The 20965-nt window shown below is 42.6% G+C and carries 17 protein-coding genes; 8 read left to right on the top strand and 9 right to left on the bottom strand.

Annotated elements, in window-relative coordinates:
- Positions 1-193: 193 nt before the first annotated feature.
- From AC1XUO_RS06130 to AC1XUO_RS06105, 6 genes are all read left to right on the top strand, one after another.
- Positions 194-3487, top strand: a complete 3294-nt coding sequence (locus tag AC1XUO_RS06130) for a SusC/RagA family TonB-linked outer membrane protein (RefSeq protein ID WP_483328888.1) — start codon at positions 194-196, stop codon at positions 3485-3487.
- An 8-nt stretch (positions 3488-3495) separates the two neighbouring features.
- Entirely contained in the window at positions 3496-5265 is a 1770-nt protein-coding gene (locus AC1XUO_RS06125) for a RagB/SusD family nutrient uptake outer membrane protein (protein WP_483328887.1), read from the top strand.
- Positions 5266-5480: 215 nt separating this feature from the next.
- Entirely contained in the window at positions 5481-6641 is a 1161-nt protein-coding gene (locus AC1XUO_RS06120; RefSeq protein WP_483328886.1) for a glycosyltransferase family 4 protein, read from the top strand.
- A gap of 22 nt (positions 6642-6663) precedes the next feature.
- On the top strand, positions 6664-7653 hold the full coding sequence (locus AC1XUO_RS06115) for a lysylphosphatidylglycerol synthase transmembrane domain-containing protein (RefSeq protein ID WP_483328885.1): 990 nt from the start codon (positions 6664-6666) through the stop codon (positions 7651-7653).
- On the top strand, positions 7653-8819 hold the full coding sequence (locus AC1XUO_RS06110) for a glycosyltransferase family 4 protein (RefSeq protein WP_483328884.1): 1167 nt from the start codon (positions 7653-7655) through the stop codon (positions 8817-8819). Before AC1XUO_RS06115 ends, AC1XUO_RS06110 begins: the two co-directional genes overlap by 1 nt.
- A 70-nt stretch (positions 8820-8889) precedes the next feature.
- Positions 8890-9828, top strand: coding sequence for a Na/Pi cotransporter family protein (locus AC1XUO_RS06105; protein ID WP_483328883.1), 939 nt, complete (start codon positions 8890-8892; stop codon positions 9826-9828).
- Positions 9829-9904: 76 nt separating this feature from the next.
- Here the strand turns inward: AC1XUO_RS06105 and AC1XUO_RS06100 are convergent, their stop codons facing one another.
- Positions 9905-10924 carry a M14 family metallopeptidase gene (locus tag AC1XUO_RS06100; RefSeq protein ID WP_483328882.1) on the bottom strand — a complete coding sequence of 340 codons (1020 nt, stop codon included), beginning with the start codon at positions 10922-10924 and terminating at the stop codon, positions 9905-9907.
- Between the two features lie 681 nt (positions 10925-11605).
- Here AC1XUO_RS06100 and AC1XUO_RS06095 point away from each other — a divergent pair.
- Positions 11606-12478 (top strand): carboxypeptidase-like regulatory domain-containing protein, encoded by an 873-nt coding sequence (locus AC1XUO_RS06095; protein ID WP_483328881.1) that lies wholly within the window; start codon positions 11606-11608, stop codon positions 12476-12478.
- A 330-nt stretch (positions 12479-12808) separates the two neighbouring features.
- Here AC1XUO_RS06095 and AC1XUO_RS06090 read toward each other — a convergent pair whose 3' ends face one another.
- The 7 genes from AC1XUO_RS06090 to AC1XUO_RS06060 form a co-directional block, all read right to left on the bottom strand.
- On the bottom strand, positions 12809-13387 hold the full coding sequence (locus AC1XUO_RS06090) for a plasmid pRiA4b ORF-3 family protein (protein WP_483328880.1): 579 nt from the start codon (positions 13385-13387) through the stop codon (positions 12809-12811).
- Between the two features lie 641 nt (positions 13388-14028).
- Complete coding sequence (locus AC1XUO_RS06085; protein WP_483328879.1) at positions 14029-14820, bottom strand: DUF1223 domain-containing protein; 792 nt, start codon at positions 14818-14820, stop codon at positions 14029-14031.
- 130 nt (positions 14821-14950) lie between these two features.
- Complete coding sequence (locus AC1XUO_RS06080; protein WP_483328878.1) at positions 14951-15712, bottom strand: LytR/AlgR family response regulator transcription factor; 762 nt, start codon at positions 15710-15712, stop codon at positions 14951-14953.
- Complete coding sequence (locus AC1XUO_RS06075) at positions 15693-16715, bottom strand: sensor histidine kinase (RefSeq protein WP_483328877.1); 1023 nt, start codon at positions 16713-16715, stop codon at positions 15693-15695. Before AC1XUO_RS06075 ends, AC1XUO_RS06080 begins: the two co-directional genes overlap by 20 nt.
- A 38-nt stretch (positions 16716-16753) precedes the next feature.
- A complete protein-coding gene (locus AC1XUO_RS06070; protein WP_483328876.1) occupies positions 16754-17215 on the bottom strand; it encodes a hypothetical protein in 462 nt (153 codons plus the stop codon).
- A gap of 12 nt (positions 17216-17227) precedes the next feature.
- Positions 17228-18160 carry a heme-binding domain-containing protein gene (locus AC1XUO_RS06065; protein WP_483328875.1) on the bottom strand — a complete coding sequence of 311 codons (933 nt, stop codon included), beginning with the start codon at positions 18158-18160 and terminating at the stop codon, positions 17228-17230.
- 17 nt (positions 18161-18177) lie between these two features.
- Positions 18178-18762 (bottom strand): hypothetical protein, encoded by a 585-nt coding sequence (locus AC1XUO_RS06060; RefSeq protein WP_483328874.1) that lies wholly within the window; start codon positions 18760-18762, stop codon positions 18178-18180.
- 233 nt (positions 18763-18995) lie between these two features.
- On the opposite strand from AC1XUO_RS06060, the gene AC1XUO_RS06055 reads away from it, so the two are divergent.
- Positions 18996-19568 carry a dihydrofolate reductase family protein gene (locus AC1XUO_RS06055; RefSeq protein WP_483328873.1) on the top strand — a complete coding sequence of 191 codons (573 nt, stop codon included), beginning with the start codon at positions 18996-18998 and terminating at the stop codon, positions 19566-19568.
- Positions 19569-19614: 46 nt separating this feature from the next.
- On the opposite strand, the gene AC1XUO_RS06050 is transcribed toward AC1XUO_RS06055, so the two are convergent.
- On the bottom strand, positions 19615-20679 hold the full coding sequence (locus AC1XUO_RS06050) for a mechanosensitive ion channel family protein (RefSeq protein ID WP_483328872.1): 1065 nt from the start codon (positions 20677-20679) through the stop codon (positions 19615-19617).
- Between the last annotated feature and the right edge of the window lie 286 nt (positions 20680-20965).

The following is a 20965-nucleotide window of genomic DNA, read 5'->3' as shown; positions in this document are numbered from 1 at the left end:
TAACAAAGGTTTGCCCTACTTGCACTTCTCGGAAAACCTTAAATCCCATTCCCGGCTTTCGGAAATTATCATATTGTTAAATAAGCTTCGCCGGCAAGTTCGGATTAACAGGATTATCTAATTTCGCCGCCTCAAACCCATTAATTATTTTCCATACCAAAAATTTACTCCTATGTATCGATGTAACAAAAGGATGTCCGCATTCACGGGCCCCTTATCCAAATCGGTTGCCCGATTGGCGTTGATCGCAATGGTCAGCGGCACAGGCTGGGCAAAAACACCTTTTGAAACCGACCTGAAAACCGGAGCCAAATCTGTAAAGATTGCCAATGCTGAAAGACAAATCAAAGGAAAGGTAACCGACGGCGACACACCCGAAGGGATCCCAGGCGTGAACGTTGTAATCAAAGGAAGCCAAACCGGTACCGTTACCGATGCCAGTGGTAACTACACTCTTGAAATCCCGGAAGGTGGTGCTATTCTGGTATTTTCTTACGTGGGTTATCTGAGCCAGGAAATTGCGACAGGCACACGCGGTACTATTGATGTGCCCTTAAAAGCCGACAGCAAATCACTGAATGAAGTGGTGGTTGTGGGTTATGGTACGCAAAAGAAAGTAAACCTGACCGGTGCTGTAGACCAGGTTGGACAGGAAGTTCTGCAAAATCGCCCGATTCCTAACCTTGCACAAGGTCTAGTGGGTGTTGTGCCTAATTTGAACATCAGGATGTTCGACGGCAAGCCGACACAATCGCCGAAGTTCAACGTTCGCGGTACCACCTCGATCGGCCAGCAGGGAAGTGCCCTCGTCCTGATCGACGGAGTTGAAGGGGATCCGCGTATGCTAAACCCGCAGGATATTGAAAGTATTTCAGTACTGAAAGATGCTGCTTCCGCTTCAATTTATGGAGCACGTGCGGTATTTGGGGTGGTGCTCATCACGACAAAGCCAGCTCCTGAGGGAAAAATGAGGGTTTCCTATTCGGCGAATTACTCAATTAAAGCGCCTACCGAAGTACCTGATAATATTGTAGATTCCTATCCATGGGCACAAGGTTTTAGCGACGCATGGTCGCGTTGGAACGACAACGGAAGCACACCGACTGCGATCAATAAAACCATCAGTTTCTCCCCTGCCTACCTGGCCGAGATCAAGAGAAGATACGAGGATCCGTCGCTGCCAAAAGTGGAAGTAAATCCAACTACGGGCGAGTACCAATATTATAACAGCACCGACTGGTATAAGGAATTGTATAAAAAACGACTTAGTGCCCGGGATCACGCGCTTTCTATTGCGGGCGGTACCGACAAGGCTACTTATCTATTGAGTGGTCGTTTCAATAATCAGGATGGTTTGTTCCGTTACAACACGGATAAGTACAGCATGTATAATTTCCGTGGTAAGGGTGGTGTGCAGTTAACCCCTTGGTTACGCGTTGACAATAATACTGAGTACTCACAAATGAAGTACCATCAGCCGATCAACGTAGGTGAAGGAAGCGGTATCTACCGTAACATTGCCGACGAAGGCCACCCGCTGGCTCCCTTGCTAAACCCGGATGGAACGCTTTCCTTCTCTGCCGCTTATACCGTGGGCGACTACTACTATGGACGTAATGCAATAGACCAGACGCAGCGTTTTATGAAAAACCAGACGGCTATGAAGGCGCAGTTCTTCGAAAAGGCACTGACCATCAAAGCCAACATGACGTTCCAGAGCACAGACCTGGCCACCCAGCAAAATCGTGTTCAGGTTCCATATAGCCGCACCAAAGGTATCACAGGTTACACTGGTACCAATACAAACGATATTGCGGAGGAAAGAAATACGATCAACTATTTGGCCACCAATTTTTACGCAGATTATGTAAAATCGTTTAACAACACACATAATTTCACTTTGTTAGGTGGTTTCAATTATGAGCGGTCACTCACGACCAACCTGGGTGCGCAACGCAACGGTATCGTTTACAGCGGCGCTGACGATATCAATCTCGCGCTGGGACAAAGTATTACAACAAAGGGTGGTTACAAAAAATGGGCTGTTGCAGGTGGTTTCTTCCGTTTAAATTACAACTTCCGTGAGCGTTACCTGCTTGAAGTGAACGGACGTTATGACGGTTCTTCCAAATTCCCAACCGATCAGCAATGGGCATTCTTCCCGTCCGTATCAGCCGGATGGCGCGTATCTGAGGAGCCTTTCTGGAAGGTTGACCCGAAAGTGATCTCGAATTTGAAGGTTCGTGCTTCTTATGGATCGTTGGGTAACGGTAACATTGATCCTTACGCATTCAACGAGAAGTTCAACATTGCGCAGTCGGGCCGCGTGATAAATGGTATCCGTCCGCAAACGACCAGCCAGCCAGGTGTCGTGCCTGACGGTTTGAGCTGGGAAACTTCTACAACCGCTAACCTTGGTCTCGACTTTAACGCCCTGAATAGCCGTCTTCAATTTTCAGGAGATATTTATCAGCGCAAAACAACGGATATGTTCACGGTTGGGCCGACTGTTCCTGCTATTTATGGTACGGCTGTTCCCTTTGGTAATTACGCTGACCTGAAAACCAATGGATGGGAACTTTCCATCAACTGGGATGACCAATTCAATATGGCTTCCAAGCCCTTCCATTACAACGTGCGTTTGACACTGGCAGACTACAAAGCGACAATTACCAAATATAATAACCCGGACAAAAACCTGACTGATTATTATGAAGGCCAGCGTGTAGGTGAAATCTGGGGATACAAAGTTGCAGGTTTATTCAGATCACAAGATGAAATTGCTAACTCTCCCTCGCAAAGCAACATCCCGAACACGAACACCCGGAAAAATTACCCTGGTGACATCAAATTCGAAAATCTTGATGGCGATAATATCATTTATCAGGGCTTAAACCGTGTTGGAAATTCAGGTGACAAAACCATTATCGGTAATTCTGAACCTCGTTACACCTACGGCGTGAACCTGTCAGGTGATTGGAATGGGTTCTTCGTAGGTAGTTTCTTCCAGGGCGTAATTAAACAAAACTGGTACCCTTCGGCTGAAGCGCGTTTTTGGGGACAATATAACCGTCCTTATAACGCCTATCCGCGCTGGCAGCAGGACAATATGTATCGCGAGGAGCTGGGAAATTTCGATGCTTACCTCCCACGTCTTGTTGGTTATATAGCCCAAGGCACAGGCCGCACCCTGCAAGTGAACAATGACCGTTTCATGCAGAACGTTGGTTATATCCGTTTGAGAAATCTGCAAGTAGGGTACACAATTCCAGAGCGTCTTACCTCGAAAATTCATGCCCGCGACCTGAAAGTATATATTTCCGGCGAAAACCTATGGACATGGTCTCCGCTCTATAAATGGACCCGTGATACAGACGTAACCAGTATTTACGGATCTGACCGCGATCTAAGCGGCGGCGGAAGCGGTGACGGATACAGTTACCCAATGCTAAAATCTGTGTCAATCGGATTGTCACTTAATTTTTAATGGAATTTATGAAGACTAAAAAAATAATCAGTTATACTTTGGCCGTTATGCTGCTTGCTATGGCCAGCTCATGCGACCTCACTGAGGTGCCGATAGATACTGCTACCAACGAAGCAGTTTTTGGCTCAGAAAGTGGTTTGGAACTTTATGTTGGCTCGTTTTACGACTTGCTGCCCAATACAGATGTCGGCGTGTTCCAGATCGACGACAACTCTGACCTCGTTGCCCGTAATGGTGTGGACGACTACCTGGCTGTCAATGCACTAAGTCCGATTACCAGCACCGGCTGGAACTGGGTACAACTGCGCAACATCAATTATTTTATTGAAAACGCAGAAAAAAGTACGATACCAACCAAGAATCATTATATGGGTACGGCGCGCTTCTTCCGGGCTTTGTTTTATTTCGACAAAGTAAAAAGATTCGGTGATGTGCCCTGGATCGACAAGACGATCGACGTAAAAGATGAGGCGGCATTGTACGGTTCCCGCATGAGCCGTTACGAAGTAATGGACAAAGTTCTTGCCGATCTTGACTATGCGATCGAAAATATTTCTTTGACATCCGACGCTTCTGTAACCCGGATTACAAAAAACGTAGCCCGTGCATATAAAACCCGTATCGCACTATTCGAAGCGTCGTGGCGGAAATATCATACGGAGGATAATAAGCAGTCGACCGCTAACGTCTGGTATGAAGAGGTAATAAAAGAAGCAAATGCAATCACGGGATATACGCTGCATACCAGCGTACCTGATCGTGCTTACCGTGAAATGTTCATCACGAAAACGGCTTACACGGACGAAACAATCCTTTCAGTTGCCTTAAACGCGAGCCTGCAGGTTTACAGCTCGGCCAACCGCCGCTTTATCAGCCCGACTTATGGTAACAGACCAAGCCTGACGCGCCGTTTTGTCAACACTTATCTGAATCTGGACGGAACGCCATTTACCAGCAATACTGGTTATGAGACAACGCCATTTGTAGAAGAAGTGAAAAACCGTGATCTGCGTTTGAAACAAACCATCCGCACCGGCGACTACACGCGTACTGAAAATGGAATACCCGTTATTTCGCCACCGAATTTTAGTCAAACTTACACAGGTTATCAGCCAATCAAATGGAGTTACGACGAGCGTTTTCCTTTTGATGATGAAAGCCGCAACGACAACGCGCATATCGTGATGCGATGGGGAGAAGTTCTTCTGAATAAAGCAGAAGCATTGGCTGAGCTGGACAGAATGACGGCTACCGAATGGACCAACACAATCGGCGCGCTTCGTAAGAGAGCGGGTATCACTGGTGCTACTTTGACGACCGTTCCGACGACTGCCGATCCTTACATGGTATCTTTCTTCGCAAATAAGTTCAGTAATCCTGTATTGCTCGAAGTACTTAGAGAAAGAGGTACAGAAATGGTTTTTGAAGGTCTTCGTCCGGATGACCTGAGAAGATGGAAGCTAGGTAACCTGTTCCAGACTGCACCTCTGAATGGGATGTATGTACCAGGATTAGGAGAATTTGACCTGAACGGCGATGGTAAAAATGATGTATATTTTTACCAGGGAACGAAACCAACTTCTTCAACCGCGGGTATTGCGTTCGTTGATGTTTCGCCTTCATCAGCTGTTGGACGTATCCAGTTATCCAAAGGAACATCAGGCGAGTTGATCTGGAATCCAGGCCAACGCGAATGGGCAGACAAAAAATATCTTTACCCAATTCCCGAAGCAGATCGTACCCGGAACCCGGCATTAGGTCAGAATCCTGGCTGGTAGTCGCATTATTGAATTAAAAAAAAATGATTATGCGAGGTTGCCAGAAACGGCAGCCTCGTTTTTTATGCTTAAATATATTTGTCAGTTATCTGATCTGAATAAGCATTTTCTGATTTCCTGCATGTTAAGGAATTGTAAAGATTTCATTTCTATTATTCAATAGCCTATACCCAAGTTTACCTTTATAACGTTGATTAAAAAGTTGTAATTGCATCATGAAAAAAATCAAGATCGCGTTTTTTGCTGAAATTCTAATTGAAGATTTCGACGGGGCTTCACGTACTATGTTCCAACTGATCAGGCGAATTCCTTCAGATGAATTCGAATTTCTGTTCTTTTGCGGAAAAGGTCCGGCGCAAATCAATGGTTTCAAATGTGTTGTGATTCCCAGTGTCACCCTGCCATTCAACAAGAATTATACGATGGCATTACCCTATCTCGCCGAAACAAGCCTGAATGACGAGCTTAAAACATTCGGTCCGGATGTTATTCATATTGCCACACCCTCACCGCTTGGACATTTTGCGCTGGACTATGCAAAAGATCAAAACATATCTGTACTGACTATTTACCATACCCATTTCATTGCCTATCTTGATTATTATTTAAGCAAGGTGCCCTTCCTGATCGGACTTGCCAAAAACAAAGTGGCCGCTTCACAAAACAGTTTTTACAACCGTTGTGAGATCATCTACGTTCCATCAAAAACGATGGCATCGGAGCTTACGCAACAAGGTATTGAGCCAGGCAGGATCAAACTCTGGAAACGAGGGATTGATACCTCTTTATTTTCCCCGACAAAAAAAGATTCCGGTTTTGCACAATCCATCACAGGTAACAATTTGCCAACTATTCTTTTTGCCAGCCGGCTGGTTTGGGAAAAAAATCTGGAAACACTTATCCGGATCTATAACCATTGCCAGGTCAATAATTTGCAATATAATTTTATCGTTGCCGGTGACGGAACAGCAAAAGAAGCCTGTCAGCGCAGGATGAAAAATGCTCTTTTTACAGGAAGTTTACCGCATGATCAGCTGGCCAACCTGTATGCTTCCAGCGACATTTTTGTCTTCACATCTATTTCGGAAACTTATGGAAACGTTGTTTTGGAAGCCATGGCATCCGGACTTCCTTGCGTGATCGCAGACGGAGGCGGCTCCGCGGATTTAGTCAGTCAGGGAGAAAACGGGTTCAAATGTGATCCGGAAAGCGAAACTGACTACGTTCAGAAAATCCTGATTCTTCTGGACAATCCTGAGTTGAAGGGGCACATGTCACAAATGGGAAGAAATTACAGTCTGGGACTTGACTGGAATAATCTGGCTTCCATTTATTTCAATGACCTGCAAAATCTTGCCGGTGTGCTTCATTCTTAAAAGACTTTGATCAGGATTAAAAATGAAAATTTTCAAGGTTGTAATTTTGATAATTGTGTTGCTCTGCCTGGGATTTTTCGTACAGGCTACGGACTGGCATTTAGCCGCACAATCGCTTCAAGACTTCGGATACCGGTTTGTATATCTGATACTTATCACCGGATTTGCTTATTTACTGGCAACGATCGGATGGAAATATTGTCTTGGTGAAGATGCAAAAAAAGTCAAGCTCACGGACCTTTTTATAATCCGCCACCTGGGTGAAATGTTAAGTATCATAAATCCGGCCAGCGTCATCGGTGGAGAAGCTTTTAAAGTTTATCTTCTTCAGCAAAAAGGTCTTGAAAACGCAAAGATCATCGCTTCTGTTCTGGTGAGCAGGGTTTTAATGGCCATTACCCAACTATTGTTGTTTTTCGCGACACTCTTTATTGTTGGCATTCCAGGAGATATTTTCGTCGTTAGCCCTGCAATGTTACCAAGTCCGGATTGGGAAATGATGCTTTTTGTGATATCATTATCAACAATTCTTTTATACTTAATTTTCTCAAAAAGACCGAAAAAACAACTAAGACAAAACAAAATATTTGCCTTCCTGGACAAAAAATTAAACATCAGGCACGTCTTCTCTGAGTTTAAGTTATTCTTTCAGAAAGACAAAAAGGCCGTATTTTTTTCCGCTTTGTTTTTTACACTTCACTGGATAGCGGGATCGATGGAGATATATTTTATTCTGAAAGTGCTTGGAGTAAACACCAGCATAACTTCTGTCCTGTTCGTTGACATGGGCATCATTATTTTCAAATCAGCGGGCGCGTTTGTCCCTGGGCAAATTGGTGTGGAAGAGTTTGGCAACAAGGTTATGCTTGATCTGATCGGTGTTTCTGATATGGATATCTGGTTTACACTTTCCGTTTTAAGGCGCTGCCGCCAACTATTCTGGATTCTATTTGGACTGGCGATCTACCTGCTGTATTACAAAAAAATAAAAACTGTACCCGGTATCAGATAATGGAGATTTTATTTGTCAGTCATAAATATCCGCCTACTGTCGGTGGGATGGAAAAACAAAGTCTGGAGCTGATCACCGGAATGGATAAAATTGCCAAAGTCCACGCACTTGTATACGAGGGAAAAGGCAGCCGTCTTGCTTTCTTTATATTCCTCGAAAAAAGGATCATGAAAATTTTGGCCAGCTTTCCTTCCATTTCGATCATCCATTTTAATGATGCGTTAATTGCAACGGTTTGCCTGCGGCATAAGCGTTATAATCATATCCAAAGGGTGGTTACTGTGCACGGACTGGATATTGTTTTCCCAAGCACAAGATATCAGAAATTAATCCTGCCAAAATTTAATCGTTTTGATCTGATCATCGCCGTAAGCCACGCGACAGCAAAGGCTTGCGTTGACCGCGGAATAGACAAAAACAAGGTGGTCACGATCTGCAACGGCGTAAATCATAAACTTGCCACGACGGGCGGTGAAGATTTATTTCTCAGTCATTTTCTAGAAAAATATGGGCTTGAACTACGTGACAAAACCATACTGCTGGCCATCGGACGACCTGTTAAACGAAAAGGCTTTTCCTGGTTTTTGGAAAGCGTATTGCCGGGTCTTCACGGAAATTTTATAGTATTATTTGTAGGGCCGTTCAACTTTAAAAGGCCCTGGCAAGATAAGTTTTGGGAATTTTGCCCTGAGTATATGAAAAGCAAATTACAACTTATGCTCGGGTATCCTTCTGACGAAAATAACCTGAGGAAGCAGCTGCAAAAAACTGAGCTCAAAAACAAAGTTTTGCATCTGGGAAAACTTCCACAGACTGATTTAGAAATGATCCTGCATCATTGTGACGGATTTATAATGCCCAATATACCTGTTGAAGGTGACATGGAAGGTTTCGGGCTGGTTTGTCTGGAAGCTTCTCTGGCAGGAAATTGGGTGTTTGCTTCTAACATTGAAGGGATAACCAGTGCAGTACATAATGAAAAAAACGGCACCTTGCTTCCTACGCTCGATTCGCAGGCGTGGATGAAGGTTTTGAATGACTTTATTGAATATCCAAATAAATTCACTGCGGAGCAGGGTCACATTTACACAGCCAAAAACTTCGGTTGGGATAAAATGGTCCGGCATTATTACGAACAGTTCTGTGCATTGCAAGAAAAAGGATAATCATTAATAAATTCATCCAGCAGTAACACTGAGTTAATATTCAGATGATAACTTGCCGTAAAGGCTTCTGATGGATATATTTCTAATGGTACTGGGAGGGCTAGGGCTTTTCCTTTTTGCGGTCAACAATCTTTCGGATACTTTGAAGGAAATTATTGGTAACAAGACCAATAAATGGCTGAATTTATTTACCAGCAATATTTTCTCAGCCATTCTAACGGGAACTATCGCTACTGTTATTCTGGATTCTTCCTCGGCCGTCATCATTATGACCATTGTTCTTGTAAATACCGGCGCATTAACTTTCCGGCAATCTCTGGGAGTGGTTATGGGTGCCAATATTGGTACGACCTTTTCGAGCCAACTTATTGCGCTGGATATTGGTCAGTACTCTCCTATCCCGATTTTCCTGGGCCTGATTTTTAGCTTTTTTGCAAAAAGTGAAAAAGTTTCGAGCACCGGGCGCGTCATCCTTTATTTTGGGATTCTGTTTTTCGGTCTTTATACGATGGAAAGAGCCGTAGAACCTCTGAGAGACCACGAGAAATTTGTCGTCTGGATGGCAAAACTGGACAGCCCGATACGCGGAACATTTATCGGTGCGCTGGTAACGCTGGTTATTCAGTCCTCTTCGGCCACTGTGGGTATGGTCATTACCCTGGCAAAAAAAGAATTGATTAATCTGCCAGGCGCTATTGCCGTGATGCTCGGTGCCGAGCTCGGAACCTGTTCTGACACCCTACTGGCAACAATCCGTTCCGATCGCCAGGCTGTCAAAACCGGCTTATTTCATCTATTGTTTAATATAATTTGCATAACAGCAGGGCTTGCCATATTCCCGCTATTCAACCAGTTTATCGAATGGATTTCAGGCGGAGCCGGGATTCAGCAAAAAATAGCGAACGCGCACATGATCTTCAATATAGCAGGAGTCCTGCTATTTCTTCCACTCATACCGTTGTTTGAAAAATTGCTGAATCGTTTTCTGCCGGACAAAAAAACGGTGTGATTTCTAATAAACTACATGGGTGAGATAAATGGAATTTTCAACAACAAACTTACTAACAAGCGAGACTATAAATAAGTTACTTCGATAAATCCTGGTCAATTTTAGCAATTACTGTCACATCTTCTCCTTTATTGATCGGAGGTGTGGTGACAATGAGCAGCAACAACCCATCCGCTTCTGCGTATATGGTTTGCAGTATATTTCCAAAATAATCAGTGATGTGCCCCAGTTTCATTCCCTTAGTAACCTGATCCCCCGCTTTTTTTGCCGGATAAAATATTCCATTAAATTTCGAGGATGTAGAAATCCTGTTGGAAATCACGACAGGCCTATCTACCTTTTCTTTTGGCATCGGTAAAGGAAGGAACTTTAAATAATCCAGCAAATTTAATACGCTGCTTTCTACTTGATCCACTGAGGCCTGCTCAACAATGCCCAGGCGTCCGCATTCGATATCGATGGATGGGATTCCTCTCTTGAAAGCCTCGGCGGTACAGTAGAGGCTTAATTCTTCCTTTTTCATATAGTTTTTACTATCGGTATTAAAAACCACTACATGATCAAATCCCAGCGCATAAGCCATTTCTTTTCCTTTGGCAGAAATTTCGGGCAAGCTACTATTGCTGTAATAGGCGCCATAACGCATCAGGTCTTCCGGCGCGTCTCCTGAATGCATATCCAGGAAATAATTGGACTTAGAGATAATTTGCTCTGTAATAAAGTTGGCAACCTTTTCCGTATTTGAACCATTTTTATTACCTGGAAAAGATCTGTTTAAATTCTTTCTATCAACAGGACTCACATAAGGCGACCTTCCTAAAAAGCTATCTAATCCGGCAAGCTGCACAAGGATGACCACGCCCTTTAATTTCTGAGGGTTGATGGAATGAATCAATTTTTGCGCGCCCAAAATTGGCGCATATTCATATCCATGAATTCCTGCCGTAATACCCAATGTTTCGCCATTCCTAACACCGTTAAAAACGGAAACAGGAATAAATGTTGAATCTCGTCCAGTCACAATTGGTACCAGAAAATGTTTATAAGCACCCGCCTTAATCTCCTCATTTTGAAAATAGTATGAAGACTGAGCCATTCCGAAACCCGACATAAACATCGCACAAATCGTTAATATAAATCTATTCTTAATTTTTAGTACCACTTAATTGAATATTCAATTCTTAATTAATAAAACGGATAGCAAAACCAGAAACAAATTTTGCAACATAGTTGCAAATATAATAAGTTTACTAAAATATCCACCACATTTAGACCACCATTATTGAATCCTCTTACTAGCAAGCTAAAAGATTAAGGCATATAAATTTTAGCGTAATGTTAATATGCATTCTGATTATCGTCTCTTAAAAACTTTGGTAATTTGTTATTAGTGTTTTGCCCGTTAATTCGGTTATCAATATTTGCAGTATTTCAATAAACTTTACAGATGACAACTATTTTACTTTATCTTTTATCCGGCACATGTTACCAGAGAGCGATCAGATGTTTTGTCGAAGTGTTTAAAACCAGCCCTTTGTCAATTGACAACCAAAGTTCGGTTTACTTTTTCTCGCGACTAATACTTGGAGAACGTGCTGTTGACAAAAGAAAAATCTGGATCGATGGTATAGCCTGGTTCGTCTGCGGTTCTTTTTTTATATTCTTACTTTACCTGCGAAAAAGGTTGGGAGAGCTTTGAATAGTTTCGGGCTACCGGTACTCCCGCCGAAAGTATAATCATGTGATTCAGTCCTTTGGAAGTTAAACCTAAATATATGTGTCAGACAAAATAAAATTGTTAAGCGTTTTGTTGATGTTTTCATCAAGCTTATTTGGTCAGTCTTTTTCAGGAATAATTGTGGATGTCCAAAACGGCAGTCCTCTTCCGTATGCCAGTATTGGCGTTAAAGGAAAAAGCATTGGAGGAATAGCTGACTCAAAAGGGCACTTTCATATCAATATCTCTAATGCGGATTTAACTGATACAATTGTTGTAAGTTATCTTGGCTATGCTACTAAAACATTCGTAAAGAGCAGCCTAACGCAATCCAAATACGACATTAAGCTAGTGCCTGGCGTAATCCAGCTCCACGAAGTGGTAACGCGTGGCAAAAGAGAAGTGATTATTATCGGCAACAAAAATCCGAGTTCCCGGTACACCGGCTGGGGTGATTATATCAGTTCCAGAGGTCGTTTACGAGGAGTGGCTATTGAAACAAAAGAGACCCCGCTGAAACTATCAAAATTTAAAATGCATCTTGACGCATGCGAATTTGATAGTGTACGTTTCAGGCTCCATATTTTGCCGGTTGGGGAGAATCTGTCAGGTAATTTGAAGGCTGAACTACTAAAAGAAAATGTGTTTTTCAATGTTCGTAAAAACCAAAAATGGGTGAGTGTAGATCTGTCCCGTTTTAATCTTGTGACTGATCAAAATATTATTGTCGCAGTTGAGTGGGTCGATGCCTGGGTGAAAAATGAAATAAGAGATGAAAGTTATCTTCTGACGATTTCAACATCACGGGAAGATGGCTTTTTGTACACTAGAAAAACACCAGAAGAACCATTTTTGATAACAAAAATGAATGCAATACCAACGATGTTTTTTGAAACGCATAAACCACCAGTCAACACGAACAGTGGTCAATAGCCATTAGTTGGCGGCCCGTAGCTATGAATACAAGGGAAGCAATGTCAAAATTGGCAAATAAGGTATAAAAAGGAAATGGCTCTCAGCCGCTAATTTTCGCTTTCTCTCGTAAATCCTACTATTCACATCCAGGCTGCCGAAATAGTGCAGATTATTCACCATTTCAACCGGCAAATAACGAGGTTACGGCACATTGCCTTACTCGTCTACCGGTTGAAAGCAAAGCTTATTGCCCTTCCGGGCAAGACGGCCCAGGTTGAAGAGGAAAAAGGATTTTTTCAGGGATCATAACGGTATTAAGAGAAACCTATTCTATGCTTAAAACTGAAATCATGACTGTTGTACCCGCATTTTAAGTATCTCCATGTCAACAAAATCGGCATCCCAGTTCTGCCGAGGGTTCATACCAAGCCACTCTTTCATATCCTTATGTTCCGGGTGCTTTTTGTCACCTAAAACCTCTTTAAGGTTCTCGTAGCCCCATACACCGCCACAATCTTCCGGAGGACAGGCACCCTTGGCGGCCAGCAATTGAGCATTAATCATGCGTTCCTCCCGATTATCTTCCAGCGTAATCTGATGGGTCCAGTCGTCGCCGAAATCGTAATTATAAATAAATTTCTCCCCGACGGATCCGAAAACCTCAGAAAGCAGAACCCTGGACGAATCCAGTTTGGTATACGGTCGCCACGGATTGTCATCGTCGTCCTCTTCATCCACAATGCCAATGAGTTCAGCAGATCCGTAGCCGCTTCTCGAAAATTGGTATAAATGATAATTCTCCCAGCCAAATGCGGCCTGAATGACTTCATGGAAACGTTCAAACGAAAAAGATGCGGGAACCAAAAGCCTACGCCATACAGGGGGCTTTATTATATTCTTGATTTGAATTTTAAATTGAAATGTCATGCTTAATTCGCTGTAAGTTTTTAAGCAATTTGAAAAAAAATAATAAATATTTTACTGTACCCAGCGGATTAATTCCCAAATTCAGTTGCGTTCTACCCCTCTCCCGACCAGTCTAAAAAAACAGCTCACCTAATAACCTCGCAACATCCATACCCCAGCGTGCTCGGATACTTCCCGATTCCGCTCTCTATGGCCACCTCCGGCAATTGCTTCGGCGCCGTTGGTTAAAATTCAAGATTATGATATGCTGATCTGGCAACAACCTGAATTTCACCAGCTGTTGTGCAGGCGCGGAATCCATCGTCAATCCTTCGTTTTGTTATATGCTAAGATATTTATCCAGCACCAAATCCCGGAAAATTTCTCATCTTCCGGATGCCGGTATTGATCTTAATCCGCTATTTTCTAAGCTGTTACCATCGAAAAAAGCATCCTCAACCGGACAGAAGTAACATTTTCCTGGGAATATTGACTGCGATCGTCTCCCCACGCGCTACGAAAAAATCAGCCTGGTGGTCTTTGTTATACAGACTCAATTTTTGATTTTGAAAAAGTCCGATGATAAAACGTTCCGCCGACTGATCTACAAAAAACGAAACGATCAACGAAATCTCGTCCGAACGTAGTACAGTAAACGAATCTCACAGCTTAGGCTTGCGATCGTTGGAATAATCAAAGATCATTAAGCGGTTTGCGGCATATATCTCACCCGTTTTCTTATCCTGAAGAAAACCGATGACTTCCCATTCAGTTTCATTAAACCCGTCCGGCAGGGAGATGTCAGCCCTTCCCTTTTGTGCGTTTCCAAGTTTGAAAGATTTAAGATCCCGAACGATCTGTACATGCCGAAGTGTTCGACCACCGTTTTCGCCTCGTTTGATCTGACGCACCGCATTTTTCTGAACTATTGCAATTAACAGCTCACCCTTGGTCCTGGTTTCCGCCGTTACATAGTTAACGGCCAGTTTTCCTCCATTCCCCTTACCTGTCAAAATCAAATTTTTAGAAGAATCACAGTGAAAGCCATTTTGCAGTACATTTGTCAAAGCCGACTGGTCAGATCCAACAAATTCGGTTTTACCATTAACGATTACTTGTGGCGTGTATACCTGCGCGTTTAATTTTTGTGCATACCAGTACTGGCGTTTTGTATAAGCCGCATTGCTGAATATATCTCTCCAACCCTGATGATCCCAGTAATCGATATGATAGGCAAGAATGTATATCGGTTTGTCTTTGGCCAGCTGCTGGATATTCCCTAACAGCTCATCGGCGCGAGGACAGCTTGAACAGCCCTCTGAGGTGAATAATTCCAGCACCAGAAATCCATTTTCTTTATTAACATCTGCAATCCCTGGTTTCGATACTGCAGTCGAGCTGAGCACTACCGCTATTAGCAATAAACTCGCTGCTAATCCAAATAAGTTTCTCATTTTCATAAATTTTGATCTTTAAATACGATACAAACTTATAGCCAGGAGAAACAGAAAACGAGGAGATTTACGCTGAACCGGGCATATAAAACCTCCAAATGGACATCCCGAATCTGACGGATATGTGATACTATCGATTTTCCATCCAGGCCAGAAACGAGGGCGATTTTTCTTTATTGATAAGCAGTGGCTCGGGCGTTTCTATGACCAGTTTTACATATAACTTCCTAAGGAAATAATGCTCAATTTCTTTAATTGCGGAAAAGTTGACCAGGTACTGCCGGTTGACGCGGAAGAATTGTATTTTACTCACCGACCCGGCAATCTGATCAAGCGACTGGTTCAGAGAAAACTCTTGTCCGTCAAAACACTTGATCGTTGTTGATTCGTTTTGAATATAGAAAAAAGCGATCTGCGTTGTCTGAACCGTCGTGTATTTCTGATGTTTAAAAACCAAAAAATTGGTCTTGTCCGAAGTCGGGGTAATCCTGTTCAGTAATTCGCTCAGATCTGGTATTGCTTTTTGCTGAAAGAAATTTTTCAGTCCGTCAACTTTTTCAAGTGCACTTACAATATGCTCTTTGGAAAACGGTTTCAGCACATAATCGACGCCATTTCGTTTAAAAGCTTCAAGTGAATATTCATCAAAAGCCGTACAAAAAATCACCGGACAAACGATCTCTACAGATTTAAAAATCTCAAAACTCAGGCCATCCGCAAGCTGGATATCCATGAAAATCAGGTCCGGCTGAGGCAATTCAGAAAGGGCCTCGACCGATTCTTCAATACTTTGATACGGTCCGGTGATCCTGGAAGAAGGCCTGATTTCTTTCAGAATATTTTCGAGAGATCTTGCCGTTTTCAGCTCATCCTCAATGATTACGATGTTCATAAATTAATGGAAGTATAACCCTAAATACGTTTTGATCGTTGATTACCTCAACCTGCTTGTCCAACAAATGTCTGTATTTGAGTTCGATATTTTTTAATCCTACGCCCAGGGAATTTTCCTCGCCTTTTTTTAACTGTACCTGGTTTTCGACGAACAGCTTGTCACCTTCGCTGAAAATGCGGATGTGCAAAGGTCGGTGCAGCGACACAATGTTGTGTTTCAGGCAATTTTCGACCAGTAATTGTAATGTAAAAGGCGGAATTAATGTATTTAATGCAGATTCATCAAGCGTATTTTGAAAAATAAATCCATCTTCAAACCTTGCTTTCTGCAAAAAAAGATAGGCTGAAAGGATCTCTATTTCTTCTTTCAAATGAATAAGATCCAACTTGCGGCTTTCCAGCGTATAGCGATAAAAGTTAGCAAGTTTAAGGATAAAATCGACTGATTGCTTATCGCCGGATTCCACCATCGCTTTGAGCGTATTAAGACTATTGAACAGAAAATGTGGATTCACCTGCTGTTTTAAAAGATCATACTGCGCACTCAAATTGTCGTTCCGAAAGCGTTCCAGCTCCATGCTCACATGCTGGTTCTCATAATTTTGTTGGAGCATATTCAGGAACATGTAAAAAACGAGATTGATCAGGATCCCACGGACTTCCACCATTAACATCGCCGGGCCGAAATCGATATGGGAGAGTATAAGCTGCTGAAAGTAAGCGAGGCCAAGCATAATAACGAGACCAAAAAGCAGGGAATTTAATAACTTGCCATAAGAAATCTCCAGGCCTTGCTTCCGGTTGCTTTTCCGCGAAAGCATATAGATATTAAAATACCACATGATAATGGCAAATGCAGCCGTGATCCCCGCATTCACAACCGCTTCCAGAATCCGAAACTGCTGGGATGCAAGCTGAGGCACCGAGGATAAAAGACCAATCACTATGGAGCTTGTCCAGATGATTTTATTTGAAACTTTCAAACTTCCTTTTGTTACCATATAAAAATCCGTAGGATCAAAGGTGCGAATATAATCTATCAAGGGAAAATAGCCGTGCGCTGCTCAGTAATAAAACGAACTCTCTGATCCTCTGAAGGTCGATGATCACCTGGTCTGAAACCGTTTCCTGAACTGAAATCATACTGAAAAGCAATATCCCCCCGATTTGCTTGCACCACATTCACAGTTTCGACGGAATAAATTTCCTCGTTCATGTTGGTACCATACCATTGCGGCATTTGCTTCTGATTCCAGGTCACCAACGTATAATTTGCCCCGACTTGCATTTCGAGTAACGAATCGCCGGCAGTTTGCAATGCAAGGTCATTGCCATAGAGTATAGCGATCGTCCCCTTCCTATTGTTAATAATGGATTTTATCACTTTCTGATTTTTAGCATCATAAAGATACTCCGGCGCAAGGTTAGTTGGTTTCACATTGTCGCAGGACAGCATTAAAAATGTGATTGCGAAAATATAGATCATCAAATTCGATTTCATCGTTGTGGCGTTCTATTTGGTAGGAATATTAAAAACAAAATCATTTTGAGGTGCCAGAAGTTGGTGGCAATTAGCGCAGGTTTGCTCAAAGAGAATGTTTTTCCCGACAGGTATCAGCGCCGGTCCATCGAACTTGGCAAACCCCCACCCTTCCGTCGAGCTGTATTTTTTACTATCCTTAACCATAAACTGCGCGTTTAAAAAGCTGCCTGGTAAGACATTCCCGTCTTGATCCTCCGCCTGTTTTCCCCAAACTACCTTCACGATCCTTGCGCCGTCAGGAAAAGGCAACTTCTTGTTTTTGATGGCTTTCACCATGATGTCGTTGCCGTAAACGATCCGCATGCTTCCACCATCATATTTGTCTGTAACACTGATGACCTCCCAGTTTTTATAATCCTCGGAATACGGTATTCCATTCAGAGAAATGCTATTTCTGCGATTCAGGACTTTCCGGATAGTTGAAGGTTTAGCGGCACTTCTGATGGTATCAACCTTATGTCCACCGGGCAGCGTGTTGACATATCGCTTCAAAACCATCAGTTCGGATGCAGACACTCGGCCACCAGGATGCACTTTCTTGTAACGTTTCAAAGGCATTTTTCCCTGCTCAATAGCATTCACCATTTCCCAAAGCAAAAGCTCCTGAACGGCTGGCGGATTCCTGTCCCATTCTGAAAAATTGAATCTTAGCCGCGCCTCTCTGATATCTTGCCCGACCAGATAAGATACCGGGGCCACCTTATCAAACCATTCAAGCTTGGACTGGTTGGAATGACAATCATAACATGCCCGTTCCAGAATTTGTTTCACGTCAGATGGAAGCGCGATCTCACTTTTTATGGGTGGATTCACAATAGCGGGCGATGAGACCTGTAGCCAGGTGAAAAGTGATATTATCATCACTGCTACACTGCTGTAAATTGGTATTCCTGTAATTTTCATTTGCGTAGAATTTTTGATTATTTATGCCTAAAAGTATTATCTCGCGGGCCCATATTCCAGCAAAAAACCTTCGATTCGACAAACCTGTGGGCGAAGCAGACATTCCGGGAGGTAAAGCAGACTGTAAATTTTGCAAAGAAACTGCTCTGATCATTTATACCAATATCATGGACATATTGACCTTTATACTTTACAGCATAATTACCTGGATCAGGATGAGGAGTGCCATTTGCGTCTCCTTCCAGCGTAACGGTCGGGACCGTGATCACCGGAAATTTAGCAAGTCTGACTTCAAGTTCATTATATCGGGCTTCTCCTTTCGAGAGGCCCAGCCGCCAACGGTAATTGTCGATGACAATACTGACGTGGTCCTGATTATTAAATGACGCAGCCGAACGGTTGTATGTATATTCACTGAACTTCCAGGTCGGAGAAGCAGCCTCCCAGATCAGCTTGTTAAATTCATAGTAGCTGGTTTTATAGCCCACAGCACCGCGCTCTGTTGCAAAATAATACTGATACCACCACAAATGCTCAGCCGCTGGCTTCAAAGGTGCTTTATTTGCTTCCTGACTTCCAATGAGATAATCACTTACTGACACGACGGATCGTTCGCTGTGGTAAAGGAAGCAACTTTGTTTTTAGATTAGGACGTAGCTTAGGAAGGGCTGGCAAAGCGTTCGTTTGAAATCAAATTGTCATAGTATTTGTGAAAAAACTGAATTAAAGTGCAGAAAATGCATCTCTTTATAGAGCATCACATCACGCCCTGCTGTGGCAACAGTTTGGTAATAAATAATTTATATTTTTACTGAAATAAACCAACACAGTCAAAATGAGAAAGTTAGTTCTGTTCGCACACATTTCACTGGACGGGTTTGCAGGTGACATTCACGGTGGCCTTAGTTTCCTTTCTTACGATGAGGAACTTCAACAATTCGCGGAGGAGCTGGTAAAGACGGTTGGCACTCCTGTTTATGGCAAAAACACCTATCATTTAATGAAGGATTACTGGCCCACAGTTTTGGACGATCCGAATGCGAGCAAACATTCCCTTGCACATGCACGGTGGGTACAGGATATTCCGAAAGTCGTTTTTTCAACGACGTTACCCAGTGCGGACTGGAACAATACGACTTTGATTAACGATAATGTTGTGGAAGAGGTCAACAAACTGAAACAACAACCCGGTAAGGATCTTGTGATATTTGGAAGCCCTGGTCTGTCTAAAAGTCTAATGAATCTTGGATTGATTGATGCATATAAATTAACGTTACATCCCGTTATATTAGGTGAAGGTATCAGTCTCTTTGATAGTAATTTACAAATGAGTAATTTAAAATTACTGGCATCAAAAACTCTTGGGTCTGGCGTTGTGACTTTGTATTATGAAAAGAAGACTGCTTAGGGCTTTCGTTCTTTTGCTTAGGGTAATCCATTTCAAAATTCGTTTTTTAGCGCGCCTGAAAATTTTCCATCTGCATCATGACCGTCTGAGTTGGGTAGGCAAACTCTATCCCACGACCTTCAAAAGCCCGGAATAAGTCCAGATAAATTGACTGCTGCTTATCCATGTAAACAGTGTAATCTGAATCTAACACATAATATACCACCTCAAAATTTAAACTAAAATCTCCATAACCAGAGAAATGAGCACGGTCAAAGGTGACGTCTGACTTTGATTGGATAATTTGTTTAATAACATTCGGAATTTCTGAAAGCAACTCATGAGAAGTCTGATAAGTTACGCCAAGGTTAAACAAAATTCTACGTTTTTGAAGTCTCTTATAGTTGTGAAGCCTGGAATTCGTCAGGTCTGTATTAGAGCAAACGAGCTGTTCTCCGCCAAGCGTCCTGATGCGTGTAGTTTTTATTCCAATATATTCTATCACGCCTGATTTATCGTCAATTACAACAAAGTCCCCGATTTCAAATGGCCTGTCAAAGAAAATGACAAAATAGCTAAAAAGATCTCCAAGAATTGTCTGCGCAGCAAGGGCAATAGCGATACCCCCAATTCCCAGCCCGGCGATCAGCGAGGTTACGTCATATCCAAGATTGTCAATCATGAAAATGATTCCGATAATCCAGATTACGATATTAACGATTAAGATCAATCCACTTGCCTGTTTTTCCTTGGCCTCGCTGTTTTCCTGTGTATGGATAAATGAAAAAACAAACTTCCGGAAAGTTGAACTAATAATCTTTAGCGCAAAAAATGTAACGACAACCAGAAACACAACATCCGTAATTTTTTCAAACTTCAGTGGAAGTACCAATGTAGATATCGCGAAATATGCACTGCTGATATAGAGTACCGGCACGACTGAATTTCCGATAATGTCCACTACATAATTGTCCCAACTGGTAGTAGTTTTCAGAGACCACGCTTTCGCCCTTCTGATCACAATTGACTTAAATAAACCAATGAATACTATAAATCCAAACAGTATTGCCAGTGCGAGCAGCCAGGAACCAATAGTATTACCAAAAAAGACAGCGTTTAAAGTATTATTCATGATGATGCATTTTGCAGATCTGAAACGATCCAAAATTAACAAAGTATTAGAGCCAGACATTTTTCCGGCGTAGTGGATGCGAAATCCAGATTGAATTGATCAGGTAGTCGATCTAAATGTCTCAGGCAAATGTCGCCCAGAGGATTGTGCAGCAGGAAGTGGATCGATTATGAACGTAATTACCTTCCTACAATAAGCGCAAATTACTAAAAATAAGGCCTAAGACCAAATTAAGCGAATGATTTATGGGCTTAGGGCGCTCAGATAAAAAATGATTATCCGAAAA

It is taken from the genome of Dyadobacter sp. HNCC25DJ186 (assembly GCF_056895235.1).
The sequence above is the reverse complement of the archived record's forward strand: the minus strand, read 5'-3'. Positions and strand labels throughout refer to the sequence as shown.

Coding starts and splice junctions, on each gene's coding strand:
- AC1XUO_RS06130 (WP_483328888.1), top strand. CDS start 194: ATGTCCGCATTCACGGGCCCCTTATCCAAATCGGTTGCCCGATTGGCG.
- AC1XUO_RS06125 (WP_483328887.1), top strand. CDS start 3,496: ATGAAGACTAAAAAAATAATCAGTTATACTTTGGCCGTTATGCTGCTT.
- AC1XUO_RS06120 (WP_483328886.1), top strand. CDS start 5,481: ATGAAAAAAATCAAGATCGCGTTTTTTGCTGAAATTCTAATTGAAGAT.
- AC1XUO_RS06115 (WP_483328885.1), top strand. CDS start 6,664: ATGAAAATTTTCAAGGTTGTAATTTTGATAATTGTGTTGCTCTGCCTG.
- AC1XUO_RS06110 (WP_483328884.1), top strand. CDS start 7,653: ATGGAGATTTTATTTGTCAGTCATAAATATCCGCCTACTGTCGGTGGG.
- AC1XUO_RS06105 (WP_483328883.1), top strand. CDS start 8,890: ATGGATATATTTCTAATGGTACTGGGAGGGCTAGGGCTTTTCCTTTTT.
- AC1XUO_RS06100 (WP_483328882.1), bottom strand. CDS start 10,924: ATGGCTCAGTCTTCATACTATTTTCAAAATGAGGAGATTAAGGCGGGT.
- AC1XUO_RS06090 (WP_483328880.1), bottom strand. CDS start 13,387: ATGACATTTCAATTTAAAATTCAAATCAAGAATATAATAAAGCCCCCT.
- AC1XUO_RS06085 (WP_483328879.1), bottom strand. CDS start 14,820: ATGAGAAACTTATTTGGATTAGCAGCGAGTTTATTGCTAATAGCGGTA.
- AC1XUO_RS06080 (WP_483328878.1), bottom strand. CDS start 15,712: ATGAACATCGTAATCATTGAGGATGAGCTGAAAACGGCAAGATCTCTC.
- AC1XUO_RS06075 (WP_483328877.1), bottom strand. CDS start 16,715: ATGGTAACAAAAGGAAGTTTGAAAGTTTCAAATAAAATCATCTGGACA.
- AC1XUO_RS06070 (WP_483328876.1), bottom strand. CDS start 17,215: ATGAAATCGAATTTGATGATCTATATTTTCGCAATCACATTTTTAATG.
- AC1XUO_RS06065 (WP_483328875.1), bottom strand. CDS start 18,160: ATGAAAATTACAGGAATACCAATTTACAGCAGTGTAGCAGTGATGATA.
- AC1XUO_RS06055 (WP_483328873.1), top strand. CDS start 18,996: ATGAGAAAGTTAGTTCTGTTCGCACACATTTCACTGGACGGGTTTGCA.
- AC1XUO_RS06050 (WP_483328872.1), bottom strand. CDS start 20,679: ATGAATAATACTTTAAACGCTGTCTTTTTTGGTAATACTATTGGTTCC.